The organism is Vibrio stylophorae (assembly GCF_921293875.1).
GTDB classification, from domain to species: Bacteria; Pseudomonadota; Gammaproteobacteria; order Enterobacterales; family Vibrionaceae; genus Vibrio_A; species Vibrio_A stylophorae.
Genome location: NZ_CAKLDI010000002.1, coordinates 427,392 through 444,291, shown reverse-complemented (window position 1 = coordinate 444,291; position 16,900 = coordinate 427,392). Strand labels below are relative to the sequence as shown.

14 protein-coding genes are annotated in these 16,900 nt (G+C 46.7%); 6 read left to right on the top strand and 8 right to left on the bottom strand.

What is annotated here, in order from left to right:
• Positions 1-113: 113 nt before the first annotated feature.
• On the top strand, positions 114-1,061 hold the full coding sequence (locus tag L9P36_RS15695) for an alpha/beta fold hydrolase (RefSeq protein ID WP_237468571.1): 948 nt from the start codon (positions 114-116) through the stop codon (positions 1,059-1,061).
• Positions 1,062-1,173: 112 nt separating this feature from the next.
• Here the strand turns inward: L9P36_RS15695 and acuI are convergent, their stop codons facing one another.
• From acuI to L9P36_RS15670, 5 genes are all read right to left on the bottom strand, one after another.
• Complete coding sequence (gene acuI / locus L9P36_RS15690) at positions 1,174-2,157, bottom strand: acrylyl-CoA reductase (NADPH) (RefSeq protein WP_237468570.1); 984 nt, start codon at positions 2,155-2,157, stop codon at positions 1,174-1,176.
• A 236-nt stretch (positions 2,158-2,393) separates the two neighbouring features.
• A complete protein-coding gene (locus tag L9P36_RS15685; RefSeq protein WP_237468569.1) occupies positions 2,394-2,879 on the bottom strand; it encodes a YccF domain-containing protein in 486 nt (161 codons plus the stop codon).
• 124 nt (positions 2,880-3,003) lie between these two features.
• On the bottom strand, positions 3,004-4,260 hold the full coding sequence (locus tag L9P36_RS15680; RefSeq protein WP_237468568.1) for an ABC transporter substrate-binding protein: 1,257 nt from the start codon (positions 4,258-4,260) through the stop codon (positions 3,004-3,006).
• A 5-nt stretch (positions 4,261-4,265) separates the two neighbouring features.
• Positions 4,266-5,639: an ATP-binding protein gene (locus L9P36_RS15675; RefSeq protein ID WP_237468679.1), complete on the bottom strand. Its 1,374-nt coding sequence runs from the start codon at positions 5,637-5,639 to the stop codon at positions 4,266-4,268.
• A 120-nt stretch (positions 5,640-5,759) separates the two neighbouring features.
• The gene (locus L9P36_RS15670) at positions 5,760-6,464 is read right to left on the bottom strand and encodes a response regulator transcription factor (RefSeq protein WP_237468567.1); all 705 of its coding nucleotides are present in this window, start codon (positions 6,462-6,464) and stop codon (positions 5,760-5,762) included.
• Between the two features lie 249 nt (positions 6,465-6,713).
• Between L9P36_RS15670 and ptsG the strand changes: the two genes are divergently transcribed.
• Positions 6,714-8,189, top strand: a complete 1,476-nt coding sequence (gene ptsG, locus L9P36_RS15665) for a glucose-specific PTS transporter subunit IIBC (protein ID WP_435532786.1) — start codon at positions 6,714-6,716, stop codon at positions 8,187-8,189.
• A gap of 116 nt (positions 8,190-8,305) precedes the next feature.
• On the opposite strand, the gene L9P36_RS15660 is transcribed toward ptsG, so the two are convergent.
• Positions 8,306-8,827 carry a DUF4136 domain-containing protein gene (locus L9P36_RS15660; RefSeq protein WP_237468566.1) on the bottom strand — a complete coding sequence of 174 codons (522 nt, stop codon included), beginning with the start codon at positions 8,825-8,827 and terminating at the stop codon, positions 8,306-8,308.
• Positions 8,828-8,913: 86 nt separating this feature from the next.
• On the opposite strand from L9P36_RS15660, the gene L9P36_RS15655 reads away from it, so the two are divergent.
• From L9P36_RS15655 to L9P36_RS15640, 4 genes are all read left to right on the top strand, one after another.
• On the top strand, positions 8,914-9,144 hold the full coding sequence (locus L9P36_RS15655; RefSeq protein ID WP_237468565.1) for a glutaredoxin family protein: 231 nt from the start codon (positions 8,914-8,916) through the stop codon (positions 9,142-9,144).
• Between the two features lie 396 nt (positions 9,145-9,540).
• Positions 9,541-10,557, top strand: coding sequence for a sensor histidine kinase (locus tag L9P36_RS15650; protein WP_237468564.1), 1,017 nt, complete (start codon positions 9,541-9,543; stop codon positions 10,555-10,557).
• A complete protein-coding gene (locus L9P36_RS15645; protein WP_237468563.1) occupies positions 10,545-11,306 on the top strand; it encodes a LytR/AlgR family response regulator transcription factor in 762 nt (253 codons plus the stop codon). Before L9P36_RS15650 ends, L9P36_RS15645 begins: the two co-directional genes overlap by 13 nt.
• 346 nt (positions 11,307-11,652) lie before the next feature.
• Positions 11,653-12,957, top strand: a complete 1,305-nt coding sequence (locus L9P36_RS15640; RefSeq protein WP_237468562.1) for a peptidoglycan DD-metalloendopeptidase family protein — start codon at positions 11,653-11,655, stop codon at positions 12,955-12,957.
• A gap of 199 nt (positions 12,958-13,156) precedes the next feature.
• Here the strand turns inward: L9P36_RS15640 and L9P36_RS15635 are convergent, their stop codons facing one another.
• Both L9P36_RS15635 and L9P36_RS15630 read right to left on the bottom strand, forming a co-directional pair.
• The gene (locus L9P36_RS15635) at positions 13,157-13,603 is read right to left on the bottom strand and encodes a hypothetical protein (protein WP_237468561.1); all 447 of its coding nucleotides are present in this window, start codon (positions 13,601-13,603) and stop codon (positions 13,157-13,159) included.
• A gap of 142 nt (positions 13,604-13,745) precedes the next feature.
• The gene (locus L9P36_RS15630; RefSeq protein WP_237468560.1) at positions 13,746-16,895 is read right to left on the bottom strand and encodes an efflux RND transporter permease subunit; all 3,150 of its coding nucleotides are present in this window, start codon (positions 16,893-16,895) and stop codon (positions 13,746-13,748) included.
• Positions 16,896-16,900 lie beyond the last annotated feature (5 nt).

Sequence of the window (16,900 nt, the reverse complement as noted above, 5' to 3'; positions counted from 1 at the left end):
GATTCGGGATAGAGTTAGGATAGAGAGTTACATTTTAACAATTTTATAAATTTAAATGTGTATTGATGTATCGTTCGCATCGGTTACGGATGGCAATCGTGTAAGGAGTCACTATGTCTAGACAAATTAAAGTCACAGAGGGACGCACGATCGAAATCGAGCAATATGGCGAAATGGATGCTTATCCAGTGGTCTTTTTCCATGATTTATTGGGTGGGGTTCAGATTTGTCCTGATTTAGAAGCAGCTGCTGTGCAGTATGGTTTTAAAATCATTGCAATTGCACGTCCCGGCTACGGTTCTTCAACGCCTGCAGAGTATAAATATATCAGCGATTGGAACGCAGATATGATGGCGTTGGTGAAGGCATTATCACTAGAAAATTATGCTGTGTTGGCCCATGGTACGGGTGCACCTTTTGCACTGTCATGCTCACAAATGATGACCCATGGACCAGCGCGTACTGTTGTTTTAAATGGTATTCCTGCACTTTATCTCAATGAAGTTCGACAGCACTACGGTATGGTTCGCCGTCAAGGTATGAATGCGCTTCGTACGGGTTTTTCTGCCGTTAAAAAAGCGCTGTTACCCAAAATGGTGCAGCAATTTATTGAAACGCATCATCAGCGAACCACTTATTACGATTCGTTTTTAGCCTCGGATCCACAGCGTATTTTGCCTGAGCTTGAGTTACAGCAATCCTACTGGGGTGTCGATCTGCTCAGTCTAAAAGCGGTGAAGTGGTATCACGGACAAAATGCGACATGGTCACCGTTGTCGGCAGCTGAAGAGATGATTAGTGTGAGCCGCGGCGTGATGCTGTCACGTATTTGCGATCTTGCGGAAGAGCCAACCATTTCTCACTGGGAACAATGCTTAGGTGAGCTGTGCGATGGTTTGAAAGCAGTTGGTTTATGGATTGAAAAAGAAGTGCCACCCACGCCAACAGAGCAAGAGGCTACGCCAGCTACTGAGGAAGAATCCAGCTCAGGTAAACGCTCAGCAGTCAATGACGATGTATTAACTGAAGATATTACCGATATCATTAACCGTCTTGCATAACACATCGCGTTTCAATGTTTACCCATAAAAAAAGCCGAGCAATGCTCGGCTTTGTCCTACTTCCTACGTATTCAAAAAGAGCCAAGTGAGATGGCTTAGCTCTTTTCAGAATTTATTTCAATTTGATCACAACGCGGCCAGTGACTTGGCCATTGGTGATCGCTTCAGCATATTCTGGTGCTTGCTCAAGACTGATCTCTTGGCACGCTTGTGTAAAGTAGCTTTCTGGTAGCAGAGATACGAGTTTTTCCCATGCAGCCATACGTTTTTCACGTGGGCAAGACACAGAATCCACACCTTGCAAGCGCACATTGCGCAAAATAAATGGCATCACTGTGGTTGGCAGATCAAAGCCACCAGCAAGGCCACAGGCTGCAACTGTGCTGTTATAGTCCATTTGCGCAAGCAGTTTTGCGAGAACTTTGCTACCTACGGTATCTACTGCGCCCGCCCAGATCTGTTTCTCTAACGGGCGGGCAGGTTCTTCAAATTCACTGCGATCTATAATGCGTTTTGCGCCAAGTTGCTGAAGAAGTGGTCCATTGACCTCAACACGCCCTGTGACAGCGGCCACTTGATAGCCAAGTGCAGCAAGTAAGGTGACGGCGACGGAGCCCACACCGCCACTGGCGCCAGTGACAACCACTTCACCATCTTCAGGTTTTACACCGCCATCAAGTAGTGCTTGTACACATAGCATGGCGGTAAAACCTGCAGTACCCACCATCATTGCTTTTTTGCTATCGATGCCTTGCGGTAGAGGTACCAGCCAGTCGGCTTTTAGGCGAGCGCGCTCGGCCATGCCGCCCCAATGGTTTTCACCCACACCCCAGCCAGTGAGAACCACTTGATCACCCGCTTGATAGCGTGCGTCTTCTGATTGAAGCACAGTACCGGCCAAATCAATGCCAGGCACCATTGGAAATTCACGAATAATTTTGCCCTTGCCTGTGATAGCAAGACCATCTTTGTAATTTAAAGAGGAGTAATCAACATCGATGAGCACATCACCTGCAGGTAATTGTGACTCATCCAATTGAGTCAAGGCGGCGATGGTGCGTTTTTCTTCTTGATTTAAAACTAATGCGTTAAACATGGAAACTCCAACTGAGGCAGCATGAACTGTTGGTGATGATTGTAGTGCGAAAATAACTATGACGAAAATGAAATGATGTCATCCTATTCATGATTATTATGCATAGATTAAGTTTGAATCAAACCATGAAGAAAATATGCGCAAATTGGCAGAAGAATAGAGATGAGAAATAGGCAGTAACAGGCGCATAAAAATGCCGAGATTATTTCGGCATTATTGCGGGTATCACGAGCGAGCTAGAGAAAAGAGCGAGCGTAGGTCACTTCAATTTCATCTGCAAGTTGGCTATCAACCAAGCGAGTACCAAAGGGACAAAGTGCAACAGGCATCAGTTTGATATGCGCGAAGACATTAGGCAGCGTCAGTGGAATGGTCACAATCGCAAGGCAGGCCATTAAATTCATGAGCGCGCAGATCAAATGAATGAGCGCTAAAACCCAACCAAAGGTGAATCCCCAAACCACATTGGCTAAAAATTTCACTGTTGCTGATGCTTTTTCAAAGCGATCTTCGAAGATTGGTTGAAAGGTGAGCTCTTGATAAACACGAATCGCTTTTTTACTCACAGGGCGTCGACCAAAAGGCCAAAAGGCATAACTGATAAAAGGCAGTAAAAATGGTAACAGCGGAAAGAGCACAATGGCGCCGAGCAAATAGCCCAAGCCGACCATCCAGCCGCCAAAAAATAGCCAAATAATATTTCCTAAAAGTGCTAAAGCCATATCGATTTCACCCCTATTTTTTCGCCAATATATGCTAGCCGATCGCCACGCGCAAGTAGGTCCATTAAGTGGCGGGGTGGAAAAGGAGTAACAAAATTATGTAATGCTTAATGAGTGTGAAAGGTTAAATTTCCGCTTGCGCAATACTAATCAGGCGTTCAATTAAAACTTGCTCACTGATATTAGATTGCATGAAAAAGCGGAACAGTTCATTGGTCATAGCACGCTGAGCCACCGGTGGCAGCGCCATGGAATCTGTCATACTGGGAATGGCAAGACCAGATTCGCTGGCCTTGGTAAAGGCTGCTGCCGCACGTTTTTGGCAGGAGGTAAAATCGCTGAGATCTATATCTTGGCGCACTGGAATGGCGCCTTTTTTTAGGTTGAACTGCTTTTGTAGTGTGCGGCTACTCAATTGCTCAATGATTTGTGCCTGCGATTTTTTATCGATTGTATTGATTTTAAAGAAAATAAAACTATCCATGTTATAGACAAAATGCTGCTCAGTTCCCGGCATGGCATAGCAATTAATGGTATCAGGTATGGCGACATCTGCTGCTAAAAGCTCCCCTAAAATCCAATCGCCTCCTATCTGAAACAGTGCCTCGCCTTTGGCTAACTGAGAGGTGGCTTCATTCCATGGTTGGTGCGGTATATGTCGACCAACTAATTGGCTCAATTGACGAAATGCATGCAGGGTTTGCCGCATTTTATCTGAGTTCAATGCAGTTGGATCAAGCTGTACTAATGCTTGTTGATAAAAATCCTTTCCATGTAGGGAGAGGGTTAAGTTTTCAAAAAGAAGCGCAACTTGCCACTCATCACTGCCGAGAGAAAGAGGGGTGATCCCTGCTGATTTTGCGGTCTGCATAGCGGCGAGTAACTCTGGCCAGTTTTTAGGCGGCGCAATATTGAGTTGTTTACGCAGTGGCTCATTGACCCAAAGCCAGTTCATACGATGTAGTGTTAGTGGTAGTGCAACATATTCACCTTGATCATTTTGGTTGATCTGCTTTGCGAGCGGGTAAAGCGATTGATCCCAATTTTCGCGCTTCGCTATCGTGTCTAAATTTTGAATAAGACCAATGGCATCCCACGCATCGATATGCGCGCCTTCAATTTGTGCGATAAAGGGCATGGTGCCTGCCAGTGCTTTGGCTTGCAGTACTGTCATGGCGTTGTCACCACCGCCGCCACTAACTGATATCAGATCGATGGTCGGATTTGAAGATGCCAGCGCTTGGCTGATGACATGTAAAGCACCTTGTTCGCCAGGTGCTGTCCACCAATGCAGGAGCTCGGCAGATTGAGCTTTAGCCACGCTTGAAAAGGGTATTAAAAACGATATAGCAGCAAGGGCTATCAGCTTGGATTTGAACATCAAAATTAATCCCTGACAAAATAGAGTGTTGCAGCAAGGCCGCCTGAACTTGATTGACTTAAAAGCAGGTCACCGCCATGCGCTTTGGCAATACTTTTAGAGATGGTGAGCCCTAGCCCATGGCCTTCGTGATGCATGGTGGACTGATCGCGATAATAGGGGGCAAACCATTGATTCAAACGTTCGCAGTTGATCGGTGGGCCATCATCGGTGACCGTTAAAATAATCCGATCTTCTGTCTCGTGTAGCGATATATAGGCGCGCTCGCCATATTTTACGGCATTATGAATGAGGTTACTGATCGCGCGCTTGATCGCCAAAGGTTTGCCAATAAAAGGCGTTTGAATTTGGCCGTTGATCTGCACCTTTTGCTCAAAGGCGAGCTGACAATGGGTCAGTAGCTGATTTAAATCAATAGCTTCAATCTCTTCATGAATATCCGTTTCGACAATGCATTGCAACGCACCTTTTACCATCAGCTCTAAATCAGAGACGATACGCTGTAATTTGATGCGCTCTTGTTCATCGTCCAACATTTCAATGCGCAGTTTTAAACAAGCGATGGGGGTTTTGAGATCGTGAGAAATAGCGCCAAATAGCATATCGCGCTCATGCATATGCGCATTAATCCGGCGATTCATTTTATTAAAGGCGCGAATGGCGGCAATTAACTCTGCACTGCCTTGCTCTTTTACCTCTGGCACTTTTAACCTGCTCGACATTAAAGTGGCCGCTTTTGCTAAATTTTTCAGTGGTTGTAGCTCTTTTCGTACCAGCCACCAAGTCACACTCATCAACAGTAATCCCGACAGCAGCAAAGATAGAATCTCTTTGTGGCTGATCAATGGCGTTTCTAACTGGACATAGGGCGCTGGCAAGACTGCCGCAAGATAAAACCATTGCTGGGGGGCGACTTCAATCTGCATCACTAAGATTGGTGGGTTGATTTCGCCATAGGAAAGGCTGTAATGCGCCCACATTAAGGGCAAGGCATCGATGCTGATCTCTTTGTTAAAGACTTTGAGTTGATCGCGCTGGGTAAATTCCAATTGAATCTGTGATGTATCACCAAGCTCTTCTTTCAAAACATTGGCCACCTCATCTAAAACCAAGGTTTTACGTTCGCTATTGGGCAGTGGTTGTACCGGTATTTCATGATCATTGAGCGAGACAAAAAAACGAGTGCCACCCATGCTGCGCAGTTGATTTAAAACCAAATGGCGGTATTCAGGGGGCAGCGCCGAGAAAAATGAAATGGTTGATGCCGCGCTTAGTGCTAGGCTGCGCACGGTGGTGACGAGCCCTTCTTGCTCGCGCTGGCTACTGTGCTGATACCAAATGGTGGCCGCCAGTAGCTGGGCCAAGATAATTACACCCATGAGTAATAAACTTGTGCGTGTGGCAAGGGTTTTCGGGCCTTTGAGCCAGTTTTGTGGGGTCACCTGTGGTTCCTTTTGGTCAAAAGCTGTCTTAGCCATGGGTAAACTAGGCGCGGCGAATTAATCGCAATGAACGGCGGCTGTGAGCATATAGCCTTTATTTCGCACGGTGAGAATCAGCTGGCGGTCTTTGTCTTCGAGATGATGACGTAAACGGCTGATTTGTACATCAATGCCACGCTCTAGTGGTTCGGCATCTCGCCCCCAGATCGCTTGGGCAATATCATCACGAGATAAAAGCCCCTCGGGTTGCGCGAGAAATAGCCCAAGCAACGAAAGATCAGCGCCTGAAAGTTGTTTGCTTGATTTCTGGGGATGGGTTAATTGACGAGTAACCGTATTGAGCGTCCAGCCTGCAAAGTGAATACGCCGCGCCATATGATGGCTGCTTTGTTGTTGGCTACGACGCAAAATGGTTTTGATACGAGCGAGCAGCTCACGTGGGCTAAAGGACTTAGTGATGTAATCATCGGCACCCATCTCAAGACCCGCGACACGATCAATCTCATCACTCACGGCTGTGAGCATAATAATTGGCATGTTAGACGTTCGGCGAAGCTCTCTGCACAGGGTAAATCCATCATCGCCGGGCATCATAATATCCAAGATGATGAGGTCAACGCCATGTTGATCAAGCTGCTGCCACATGGCTTTGCCATCTTGCGCGCAAAGCACAATAAAGCCCGCCTTGGTTAAATAGTCATGTAAGGCTTCTCTAAGCTCATCATTATCGTCGACAACTAAAATTGTGCGTGTACTCGTCACTCAAGACTCCTTAGAACTGATTCTGGCGCTATTGTGTCAAAAACTGTGCTCTAGGCTCCATTAACCAGCGCACACAATTTCAATCGATTCTTATGACTTTGTAAGTGTTCGGTTACAAAGCCCTTTCTCTTTGCAACCTTCAGCTTGTGATAACGACATACAGTAGTGATTGCTAGGTGAAACAAAGGTGTAGTGATTCAGCCATCCATTGAATGACTGCCAAGGTTAAAAAGAGAATAAGGAGGGGCTATGTCCCAATCACAAAAAAGTGTTGCGCGCGCAATATTTGGTCAGATATTTGGCCAGTTGCAGCGTGTTGGCCGCTCGTTAATGTTGCCTGTTGCAGTATTACCAGTAGCAGGTTTAATGCTGGGCTTGGGAAATGCAGGTTTTGATATTATTCCTGAGGCGATTAACCGTGTCATGCTTGCTGCAGGGAATGGGGTGTTTGGCAATATGCAGCTAATGTTTGCTGTGGGTGTAGCCGTAGGTTTAGCCAAAGACAATGATGGCGCAGCGGCGTTGGCCGGTATTGTTGGCTTAATTATTATGAATGGCGCCATGGGTATTGTGATTGATCTACGCGGTATGCAAACCGATGCCACATTACTCGGTGTAGAGACATTACAAACTGGGGTATTTGGCGGGATTATCATGGGGATGGTTGCCGCAGGGCTTTACAACCGTTACCACAATATTCGCTTGCCTGAATATCTCGGCTTTTTTGGTGGTAAACGCTTTGTTCCGATTATGACGGGGTTAAGTGCGATTTTAATTGGCGCTTTGATGGCATTTGCATGGCCACCTGTAGGTGCAATGCTTGATCATTTCTCACATTGGGCCGCTTATCAAAACCCAGTGCTTGCTTGGGGTATTTATGGTGCGGGTGAACGCTCATTGCTTCCTGTGGGTTTGCACCATATTTGGAATGCACCGTTTTTCTTTGAAGTGGGTAGCTATGTTGACCCAGACACAGGGAAAACCATTACAGGCGAGTTGACACGATTCTTTGCTGGTGACAAAACCGCAGGATACCTTTCAGGTGGCTTTATGTACTCCATGTGGGCATTGCCTGCTGCCGCATTGGCTATTTATCACTGTGCTGACACTAAACGTAAAAAGCTAGTTGGCGGCTTAATGGCCTCTGCAGCACTGACTTCGTGGCTAACAGGTATTACTGAACCGATTGAGTTTACCTTCCTATTTGTCGCGCCTATTTTATATGTGATTCATATTATTTTGACTGGGATTGCCTTTGCGATCACCGCCATGCTTGAGATTAAACACAGCACTGATTTTGCTCATGGCGCCATTCAATTCTTCCTTTACTATCCGCTTTCAAGCAACGCATGGATGTTTGCCATTATTGGTCCAATTTGGGCGCTGCTGTACTACGGTTTGTTCCGTTTCCTCATCGTGAAGTTGGATTTGAAAACACCGGGGCGTGACAACGATGAAACTCGAGTCACTATCAACAAAGCCATTGATCAATTGGCCGGTGATATTGTGATTGCGCTGGGCCACAAAGCCAATATCAAGTCGGTCGATGCATGTATTACACGGCTGCGTGTGTCGGTAAAAGATATGGCAAAAGTGGATATTGATAAGATCAAAGCCCTTGGTGCCATGGATGTGGTGGTGATTGGCGATAACCTTCAGGCAATTTTTGGTACACAATCTGACAATATCAAAACAGAGATTAACCAAGTGTTAGCAGTTTCCTAACATGGGGCGTAGTGCGGTGTGAGACCATTTCACCGCTGCTACAAGAGTAGACTTAAATACGTTTCCCCATAACGTACCTTTGCCCTCCACTGCCTGGAGGGCTTTTTTTATCTGCGCTAATAAGTTGGCGGATATTGTTCGACAAGTTTGAGTACGGATTGAGTGATTGCATTGATGCGCTGCTCGGGATCATTGCTGCTCGGCAGGGCATTTTTGTCCACCGCTTGCCAGATCACTTGCTTGGTTTTGGCATCCACAAAGCGAATGGAAACGTAATCGCGAATATCTTCTTCATATTGTTGCGGTGTGCTGACGCCAACGCCGAGACCGCCGGATCCAAAACCAAAGCCAAAGCTGGGGCCAGAAGCATTGAACTCTGTCTGCGTTTGAATGCCATAAAACACCATCATTTGTGGATGATCGGGGTCTAGAACTAACCCTTTGGTAGCGAGTGCTGATTTCAGTGCCTGTTCAATGCGCGCATCATCTAGGGTAATGGTGATGTCGTCGCGTCTTTCGGTAAATGCATAACGAAGGTATTGGCGATAATCTAAGTCTGGATCGTAATCGACCTGACTTGTGGTGCAGCCTGTAAGTAGAAAAAGAACGGAGAGGCCAATCAATTGAAGACCGCGCATAGAAACCTCGTTGCATGGTGAGTCAATATGCTGATAATAGCGGCTTCAATTTTGCTTGTTGTCTGAAAACTGTGACGGAGAGATAAATGCGTAGAATCGTCTTATACGTGTCCGATAAATGCCCGCATTGCAAAGATGCGAAACGTTATTTGATGGAAAAGGGACTTCAATATCGTGAATGTAACGTCAAAATGCAGCGCGGACGCAAAGAACTTGATGCGCTAGGTATTCGTTCAGTGCCTGCGTTGAAAGTTGGTGATCGCGTGATGGTGGGGTGGGATGTTCGTAAATTTGAGCAATTACTCAAGTCAAAGTAAAACCACGCATGCGTTTCATTTTGCCCGTAGTTGGCTGTAATCGCAGTACAATCAAGCTTGCCAGTGTTTCATGAAACAAGTTGTCCACAGCTGAAGTTACCCACAGAAACGGTGGATAACTTATGAAAAAACGATCCCAAGTCGCGTCGTTGCGACGTTCAAAAAAAGTCAAGCATGATGATTTGAAATCCTAATTTTTATGATGAGTCATCGATGACCATGCCCAAGGGCTGCTGGTGCAGATGGATGCATTTCCCATGAACATGTTTTGGCTGCAACAAGCGGAAACGCGATAGATCAAAGCTTTGCATTTCTCGCATTCTTGAATGCTTGTGAAGAGCAAGTTGTCGTTGCGAAGTATCATTCTGGGGCAAGGAATGGATCGTAGGTGGCAATGTGGCAAGGTTTTTACAGCAATGGTATGCGGATATTATTATTAATACCGGTTTGGGTTTACTGATCGCTTTTTTTGCATACAGTTTTGCTGGTGGTTCATTTTTCGTTCATTTCGTCGTTGCTTGTGGCTATGGCTATGGCTGCGGACTGATCGCCAACGTCATTGTTGACCGTTGGCCACATATTCCAATTAGTAAGCGCTATCTATTTGCCATTCTTGGTGGCCTCGTATTAGGCTCGATTAATGCTTGGGTTTGGCAGGTTGGTAAAACCACATTTATTGGCGTTCCTGATTTTTTGCCGACGCTCGCGGTGGCAATGTTTTTTAGCTTTTTTGCTTGTCATTTCTTTTGGTCACGAGAGCGCGCATTAATTACTCAAACTGAGCTGAGTAAAAGTAAAGCCAAGGAGAGTGAGCAAGAAAAACTGCTGGCAGTGAGTCAGCTACAGCTGCTGCAAAGCCAAATTGAGCCGCATTTCCTCTTTAATACTTTGGCGACGCTACAAGTTTTGATTGAGCATGATCCACAGCGTGCGAATCGCTTACTTGAAAAACTAACCGACATGCTGCGCGCTAGTTTGAAGAAAACACGACAGGAACAAGTATCACTGGAAGATGAGTTACATCTACTTGAAGCCTATTTAGGCATTCAAATGATTCGTCTTGGTGAGCGTTTGTCCTATCGCATTGATTGCGGTGATTGCGTGAACTTACAGCAATCATTGCCGCCACATTTGCTGCAACCTTTGGTTGAAAATGCGGTGACCCATGGTATTGAGCGTGCTAGCGTCGGCGGTATGCTTACCATTACCCTGAAACAAACACTGGACACCCTGATGGTGGAGATTGCGGATAATGGACAGGGATTCGATTATCACAATCCAGGTCATGGTGTGAGTGTGGGAAATATTCGCCAGCGGCTCAAAAGTTTGTACGGCTTACAGGCGAAACTCGATATTTTTGAAAATCCAACTGGCGGTGTGACCTCAAGGATAGTGATCCCATGCGTGCAATAATTGCTGATGATGAAGTGTTGCTTCGCCATCATTTACGAAAAACATTGGCTGAAATCTGGCCAGATTTAGACGTGGTTGGTTTGGCAGAAGATGGCGAGGAAGCGCTGTGCCTGTGTGAACAAACTGAGCCGGATATTATCTTTTTAGATATTCGTATGCCAAGGCAATCGGGTGTCGAGGTGGCAAGACATATTCGACGCTTGGGTTTAAAAACCCATATCGTATTTGTCACTGCCTATGATGAATACGCTGTGAACGCCTTTGAATATCACGCTGTGGATTATCTTCTCAAGCCATTTTCTGAAGCGAGATTGCAAGTGGCTTGTGAGCGAATTCAGCAGCGTTTTGAACGCCAAGAGCAAAGCGATGATCGCACTGAAGCTTTGTTGAAAACGCTGAGTGCGAAAATGGGCGAGAGTCGCCAGTATTTGTCATGGATTCGCGCCAGTAAAGGCGATGAAATTCATCTCATTTCTGTTAACGATGTGACCTATTTTCAGGCCGAAGACAAATATGTCATGGTCTATACCGGTAACGAAAGTTTTCTGATCCGCACCCCCCTCAAAGAGCTGGTCGAGCAGCTTGACCCCAATGAATTTTGGCAAATTCATCGTGCAACCATTGCGCGCGTTCGCGCCATTGAGTGTGTCAAAAAAGAGATCACCGGTCGCCTAGTGGTTAAGCTGGAAGGTTATGATCGCGTCCTGCCCGTGAGTCGAAGTGCACAGCCTTTGTTTAAACAGATGTAAACACAGGTTGTCGCAAAAGCGATATTTGTCTTTTTATGCTGACAGCTGAGCCTGAGATTTTAGACATATTGCATACACTAAAGGGAATGGGTGAAACCAATCCCTTTTTTTTATGTCTATGACTGGGCAACAAATTGACGGACCTTTTATGAAAATCTTAATTTTTGATGTGAATTTGTTAAAATGCGCTGTTTTAGCGGTCTACACGCCATTTGTTTGGTGCGTCGAGTCATATTTTTCATCATGATTGCAGACGCTTGTAAAAGGCTTTGTTAAAATCGCGCCGAATGTGAAGTATTCTATCACCCTGACTGTAGGTTGATGATTTTTAGGTAATTTATTTCTAATGAACCAAACTAACGCCTCTTTATTCGTTCGCATTTTGCGACAAAAATGGTTGTGGCTACCCATTGTGTTGATTCTTGCGGTGATCCTCTATGCGATCACGGGTGCCAAAACGCACAATGTCGGTGAACGATATTCCATCAGCTACCAGCCACCTGTGGTTGCTGAGCAAAAAGAGGAGCCAGCGCAGCAAGGGGTTCCTGAAGATAAGCCTGATTATGAGTATGTGGTGGCTGACCTCGATAATCCAAGTGTGATTTTCGACAAGCTTTGGATCAGTCAGCAAACCCTGATGCAGGTCATGGAGAGTGACCTCAACATTCTTGCGCTGGATACCCTGCATGCAGGGAGCAAACTCAGTTTTTGGTTGAATCCTGAGACTCGCCAGCTCGACAAGCTTGAGCTCTATTTGAATCCAGCCCGTCAGGTGGTTTTCCGCCGAGTGGGGCCTGCGCACTTTGAATTTGAAGAGATCAACCACAAAGGTCAGTGGATTCCGAAAACCTTTTACGGTCCGATTTACAACAACTTCGCTATATCTGCGAAAAAGCAGGGTGTGACTTCGGCTGAGATCGTCAAAATTAACGACCTGCTTAAAGAGAAACTAGACTTTGCGCGCGATCTACGTGCTGGCGATACCTTCTCCATGATTCGAAGCGAGCAGTTTATTGATGGCAAGCCAAGTGGGAACACTGAAATTTTGGCATTCCGCATCAAGATGCGTGGCGCTGAAATTAACGCCTTCTTGCACAGCGATGGTTCTTACTATGACAGCGAAGGTCGCAGTTTAACACGTGCATTCTCACGCTATCCTTATGCGCAGAACCGAACTTATCGTATCAGCTCTCGCTTTAATCCAAAGCGTAAGCACCCAGTCACAGGCCGCATCGCACCGCATAATGGCGTCGATTTTGCAGCAGCGACCGGGACGCCTGTGTTGTCAACAGGGGATGGCGTGGTGAAGATGGTCCGTAACCACCCATATGCAGGTAAATATGTAGTGATTCAGCACGGTGGTAAATATATGACGCGCTACCTACACTTATCACGCATCAAAGTGGTGAAAGGACAGCGCGTTGTACGTGGTCAGGTGATTGGCCTTGCGGGCGCTACGGGTCGCGTGACTGGACCGCATATTCACTATGAGCTGCATATTAATGGTCGCCCTGTGAACCCACTGACAGCAAATATCCCGATGTCTAGCGCGGTAAGTGAAAAAGAACGGCCAGAATTTAATAAAGCGGTTGAGCAATATATTGCGATGATGGATCGCGCTGATGCCAAAGCGGTGGCTGCTGCGAACTAATTTCATATTGCCAATCAAAACGGCGCCTAGTGCGCCGTTTTTTTATATCTCATTTTTATGTCGACGCTTTTATGTTGTCGCCATAGTGTCTGTTCACTTCTCTCTAGGGTCGGTTGATTCGCTTTGTATGATTATCGTTCTGCTAATTGATGCGTTGGCTGAGTCTTGATTTGGCAGAGTATCGATAAAAGCAGCGTGATCACTCGCCGCTACCACCAAAAAAATAATCCTCAGGGTTAATGACAATCTTGGTTTGATAGCTTTGCTTTGTTGTTGCCTCGGCCGTATCTGGTTTCGAAACTGTCAGGGTCATTTGGCTTTGCGCCGTCGCCCCATATTGCTGATGACTGAGGGTGAGGGCAAAATCGCCTGCTGCACATTGCACGTCATCAATAAACCAACTGCCTTGATTGATCTCTTCAATCCAGTGATCTTGGTTGAGAATTGCCACATGATTAATATGTTCAAAACCAACGGGATAAATCTCTAATACGGATTGTGCGCACTGCACACGTATGATCTCAGAGGGCTCTACAGCGATAAGCTCTGAGCGAAGTGACTCACTGATGGGCGCCGCGTGAACAGCACCGGCAAAGAGAAGTGCGGCTGCGCACAGTGTTTTAGTTTCGAATTGAAATGAATGCATTAACATAACTCCATGAATTTTATCCATATATTATGACTAATCAGGTGTGGATAATCGGCGATGATGCAGAGTTGAGGGCAAGCTCCCAATAAAAAAGCGCTGCCAAGGCAGCGCTTTTAAGTGAGTATTTAAGCAGTCAGATCTATTTGGCCGCTTTATCCGCGAGTCGCTCTTCGCGTGCGATTTGGCGCTCTCGTTTACTAAAGATACGCTCAACCACCACAAAGAATAGCGGTACAAAGAAAATACCAAGGAAGGTTGAACCCACCATGCCACCGAGTACGCCTGTACCGATCGCATTTTGTGCGCCTGAACCGACACCAGTACTGATTGCCAAAGGCACAACACCAAGACCAAAGGCCAGTGAGGTCATCAAGATTGGACGCAGACGCACACGAACGGCGTGCAGCGTTGCTTCTTTTAATGATGCGCCTTTCTCGTAGAACTCTTTAGCAAATTCCACAATCAAGATGGCGTTCTTCGTTGCAAGACCCACAGTGGTCAACAAGCCCACTTGGAAATACACGTCATTGGAAAGACCGCGTAAGTCAGTTGCAACCAATGCACCGATAATACCCAGCGGAATGACCAAAATAACCGCAAATGGTACAGACCAGCTTTCATACAAGGCCGCAAGCACGAGGAAGACGACTAGCACTGACAGCGCATAAAGCGCAGGTGCTTGGTTGCCAGACAGGCGCTCTTCATAGGATAGGCCATTCCATTCGATACCAAAGCCCTCAGGCAGTTTGGCTGCAATGGCTTCCATATCGTTCATCGCTGCACCTGTGCTGTAGCCAGGCACGGTGGAACCTTGAATGTTCACAGCGGGTAGGCCGTTAAAGCGTTCTAGACGTGGTGAGCCAAATTCCCATGAGCCTGTGGCAAATGCAGAGAATGGAACCATTTCGCCTTTGCTGTTACGCACGTACCAAGTATCCAGATCTTTTGGCTGCATACGGTATTGGTCTTCACCTTGAACGAATACTTTTTTGATACGACCACGGTCGATAAAGTCGTTCACGTAAGCGCCACCCCATGCAGTCGCAAGCACCGCGTTCACATCATTGATGTTTAGGCTTAGCGCGCGCAGTTTGGCATGGTCGATATGAAGCTGGTAAATCGGCGCATCTTCCTGACCATTCGGGCGCACACCCACAAGTTTTGGATTTTGCGCAGCCATACCGAGCATTTGGTTACGTGCATTAATCAATGCATCATGACCTTGACCATTCTTATCTTGTAGATAGAGGTCAAAACCATCGGCCGTGCCCAATTCAAGTACCGCTGGTGGCACGAAGGCAAAGACCATGGCTTCTTTAATTTGGCTAAAGGCACCCATGGCACGCTGCGCAACAGACTGCACATCAGCGCCAGGCTCAGTACGTTCATCCCATGGTTTCATGTTCACAAACGCCATACCCATGTTTTGGCCCATACCAGCGAAACTAAAGCCAGATACGGTAAACACAGACTCAACATATTTGCCTTCTTGATTGAGAAGGTAATCATTGATTTTGCGTGTTACAGCCTCAGTACGCTCTTGGGTTGCGTTGGCTGGCAAAATAGCCTGCGCAAACATGACGCCTTGGTCTTCGTTTGGCAAGAATGCGGTTGGCATGCGAATGAAAATCCATGCAGTTGCAACCACCAAAGCCAAGAAGATCATAAAGAAGCGAGTGGTGCGCTTGATAATAAAGCCGACACTGCGCTCATAGCGATTGGTACTGCGATCAAACCAGCGGTTAAATACGCCAAAGAAACCTTTATCTGTGTAAGCGTGACCCTTTGACACCGGCTTGAGCATGGTGGCACAAAGTGCTGGGGTCAAAATAATCGCAACCAGTACTGACAGCCCCATTGCAGACACAATGGTGATCGAGAACTGACGATAAATCACACCGGTTGAACCAGACATAAAGGCCATTGGTACGAATACCGCAGACAATGTCAGACCGATACCCACCAACGCACTGGTGATCTGATCCATTGATTTACGCGTGGCTTCAACAGGGCTGCAGCCCTCTTCAGACATCACACGTTCAACGTTTTCCACCACCACGATGGCATCATCCACCAGAAGCCCGATGGCCAGCACCATGGCAAACATGGTTAAGGTGTTGATCGAAAATCCAGCGGCAGCCAGTACGCCAAAGGTACCAAGAAGCACCACAGGAACCGCGATCATTGGAATCAAGGTTGCGCGGAAGTTCTGCAAGAACAGGTACATGATCACAAAGACCAGTACAACGGCTTCAAGCAGGGTATGAACCACGCCTTCAATTGAGCTGCTGACGAATGGTGTGGTATCAAACGGCACCACCATTTTTAGCCCTTGTGGGAAGAACTGCTCTAGCTCACCCATACGTTTCAATACAGCATCTTTGGTGTCTAGTGCGTTCGCACCGGCAGCGAGCTGAATCGCCAAACCAGAAGCAGGTTTACCGTTATAGTATGAGGTGATCATGTAGCTTTCAGCGCCCATTTCCACTTCAGCCACATCGCCTAGGTGGACTTTACCACCTGAAGCATCTGATTTAAGAACAATGTCCTTAAACTCTTGTGGTGTTTGTAGCAATGATTGCGATGAAACCGTTGCGTTGAGCTCTTGCCCTTTCACCGATGGTGTGCCACCGAGCTGACCGGCAGAAACCTGTGCGTTTTGTTCACGGATAGCCAGCACAATGTCATTGGTGGTGAGGCTATACTGGGTCAACTTATATGGGTCTAGCCAAATACGCATCGCATATTGGGCACCAAACATCTGAATATCACCCACACCGGTGACACGGCTAATTGGGTCTTGAATGTTGGAAACCACATAGTCGGCGATATCAGCCTTATCCATGGAGCCATCTTCAGACACAAAGCCAAGGACCATCAAAAAGCCAGTACCGGCTTTGTTGACGCTAATCCCCTGAGCCTGCACAACTTGCGGTAGCAATGGCATCGCAAGTTGGAGTTTGTTTTGTACCTGTACCTGCGCAATATCGATATCAGCTTCAGCATTGAAGGTTAGGGTAATGGTCGCATTACCAAAACTGTCACTTTGTGAGCTGATATAGCGTAGGTGGTCAAGACCTGTCATACGCTGTTCAATTACCTGCGTTACAGAGTCTTCCACGGTTTTTGCTGATGCGCCTGGATAGGTCGCAGAGATCACAACCGTCGGCGGCGCAATCGTTGGGTACTGTGATACTGGCAAGTTGAGGATGGATAATCCCCCCGCCAGCATCACGATGATCGCTAGAACCCAAGCAAAAATGGGGCGATCAATAAAAAAACGAGCCATGAATT

Excerpts from the sequence above, each read along its gene's own strand:
- L9P36_RS15695 (WP_237468571.1), top strand. The coding sequence starts at position 114 with ATGTCTAGACAAATTAAAGTCACAGAGGGACGCACGATCGAAATCGAG.
- acuI (WP_237468570.1), bottom strand. The coding sequence starts at position 2,157 with ATGTTTAACGCATTAGTTTTAAATCAAGAAGAAAAACGCACCATCGCC.
- L9P36_RS15685 (WP_237468569.1), bottom strand. The coding sequence starts at position 2,879 with ATGGCTTTAGCACTTTTAGGAAATATTATTTGGCTATTTTTTGGCGGC.
- L9P36_RS15680 (WP_237468568.1), bottom strand. The coding sequence starts at position 4,260 with ATGTTCAAATCCAAGCTGATAGCCCTTGCTGCTATATCGTTTTTAATA.
- L9P36_RS15675 (WP_237468679.1), bottom strand. The coding sequence starts at position 5,639 with ATGGGTGTAATTATCTTGGCCCAGCTACTGGCGGCCACCATTTGGTAT.
- ptsG (WP_435532786.1), top strand. The coding sequence starts at position 6,714 with ATGTCCCAATCACAAAAAAGTGTTGCGCGCGCAATATTTGGTCAGATA.
- L9P36_RS15660 (WP_237468566.1), bottom strand. The coding sequence starts at position 8,827 with ATGCGCGGTCTTCAATTGATTGGCCTCTCCGTTCTTTTTCTACTTACA.
- L9P36_RS15655 (WP_237468565.1), top strand. The coding sequence starts at position 8,914 with ATGCGTAGAATCGTCTTATACGTGTCCGATAAATGCCCGCATTGCAAA.
- L9P36_RS15645 (WP_237468563.1), top strand. The coding sequence starts at position 10,545 with ATGCGTGCAATAATTGCTGATGATGAAGTGTTGCTTCGCCATCATTTA.
- L9P36_RS15640 (WP_237468562.1), top strand. The coding sequence starts at position 11,653 with ATGAACCAAACTAACGCCTCTTTATTCGTTCGCATTTTGCGACAAAAA.
- L9P36_RS15635 (WP_237468561.1), bottom strand. The coding sequence starts at position 13,603 with ATGCATTCATTTCAATTCGAAACTAAAACACTGTGCGCAGCCGCACTT.
- L9P36_RS15630 (WP_237468560.1), bottom strand. The coding sequence starts at position 16,895 with ATGGCTCGTTTTTTTATTGATCGCCCCATTTTTGCTTGGGTTCTAGCG.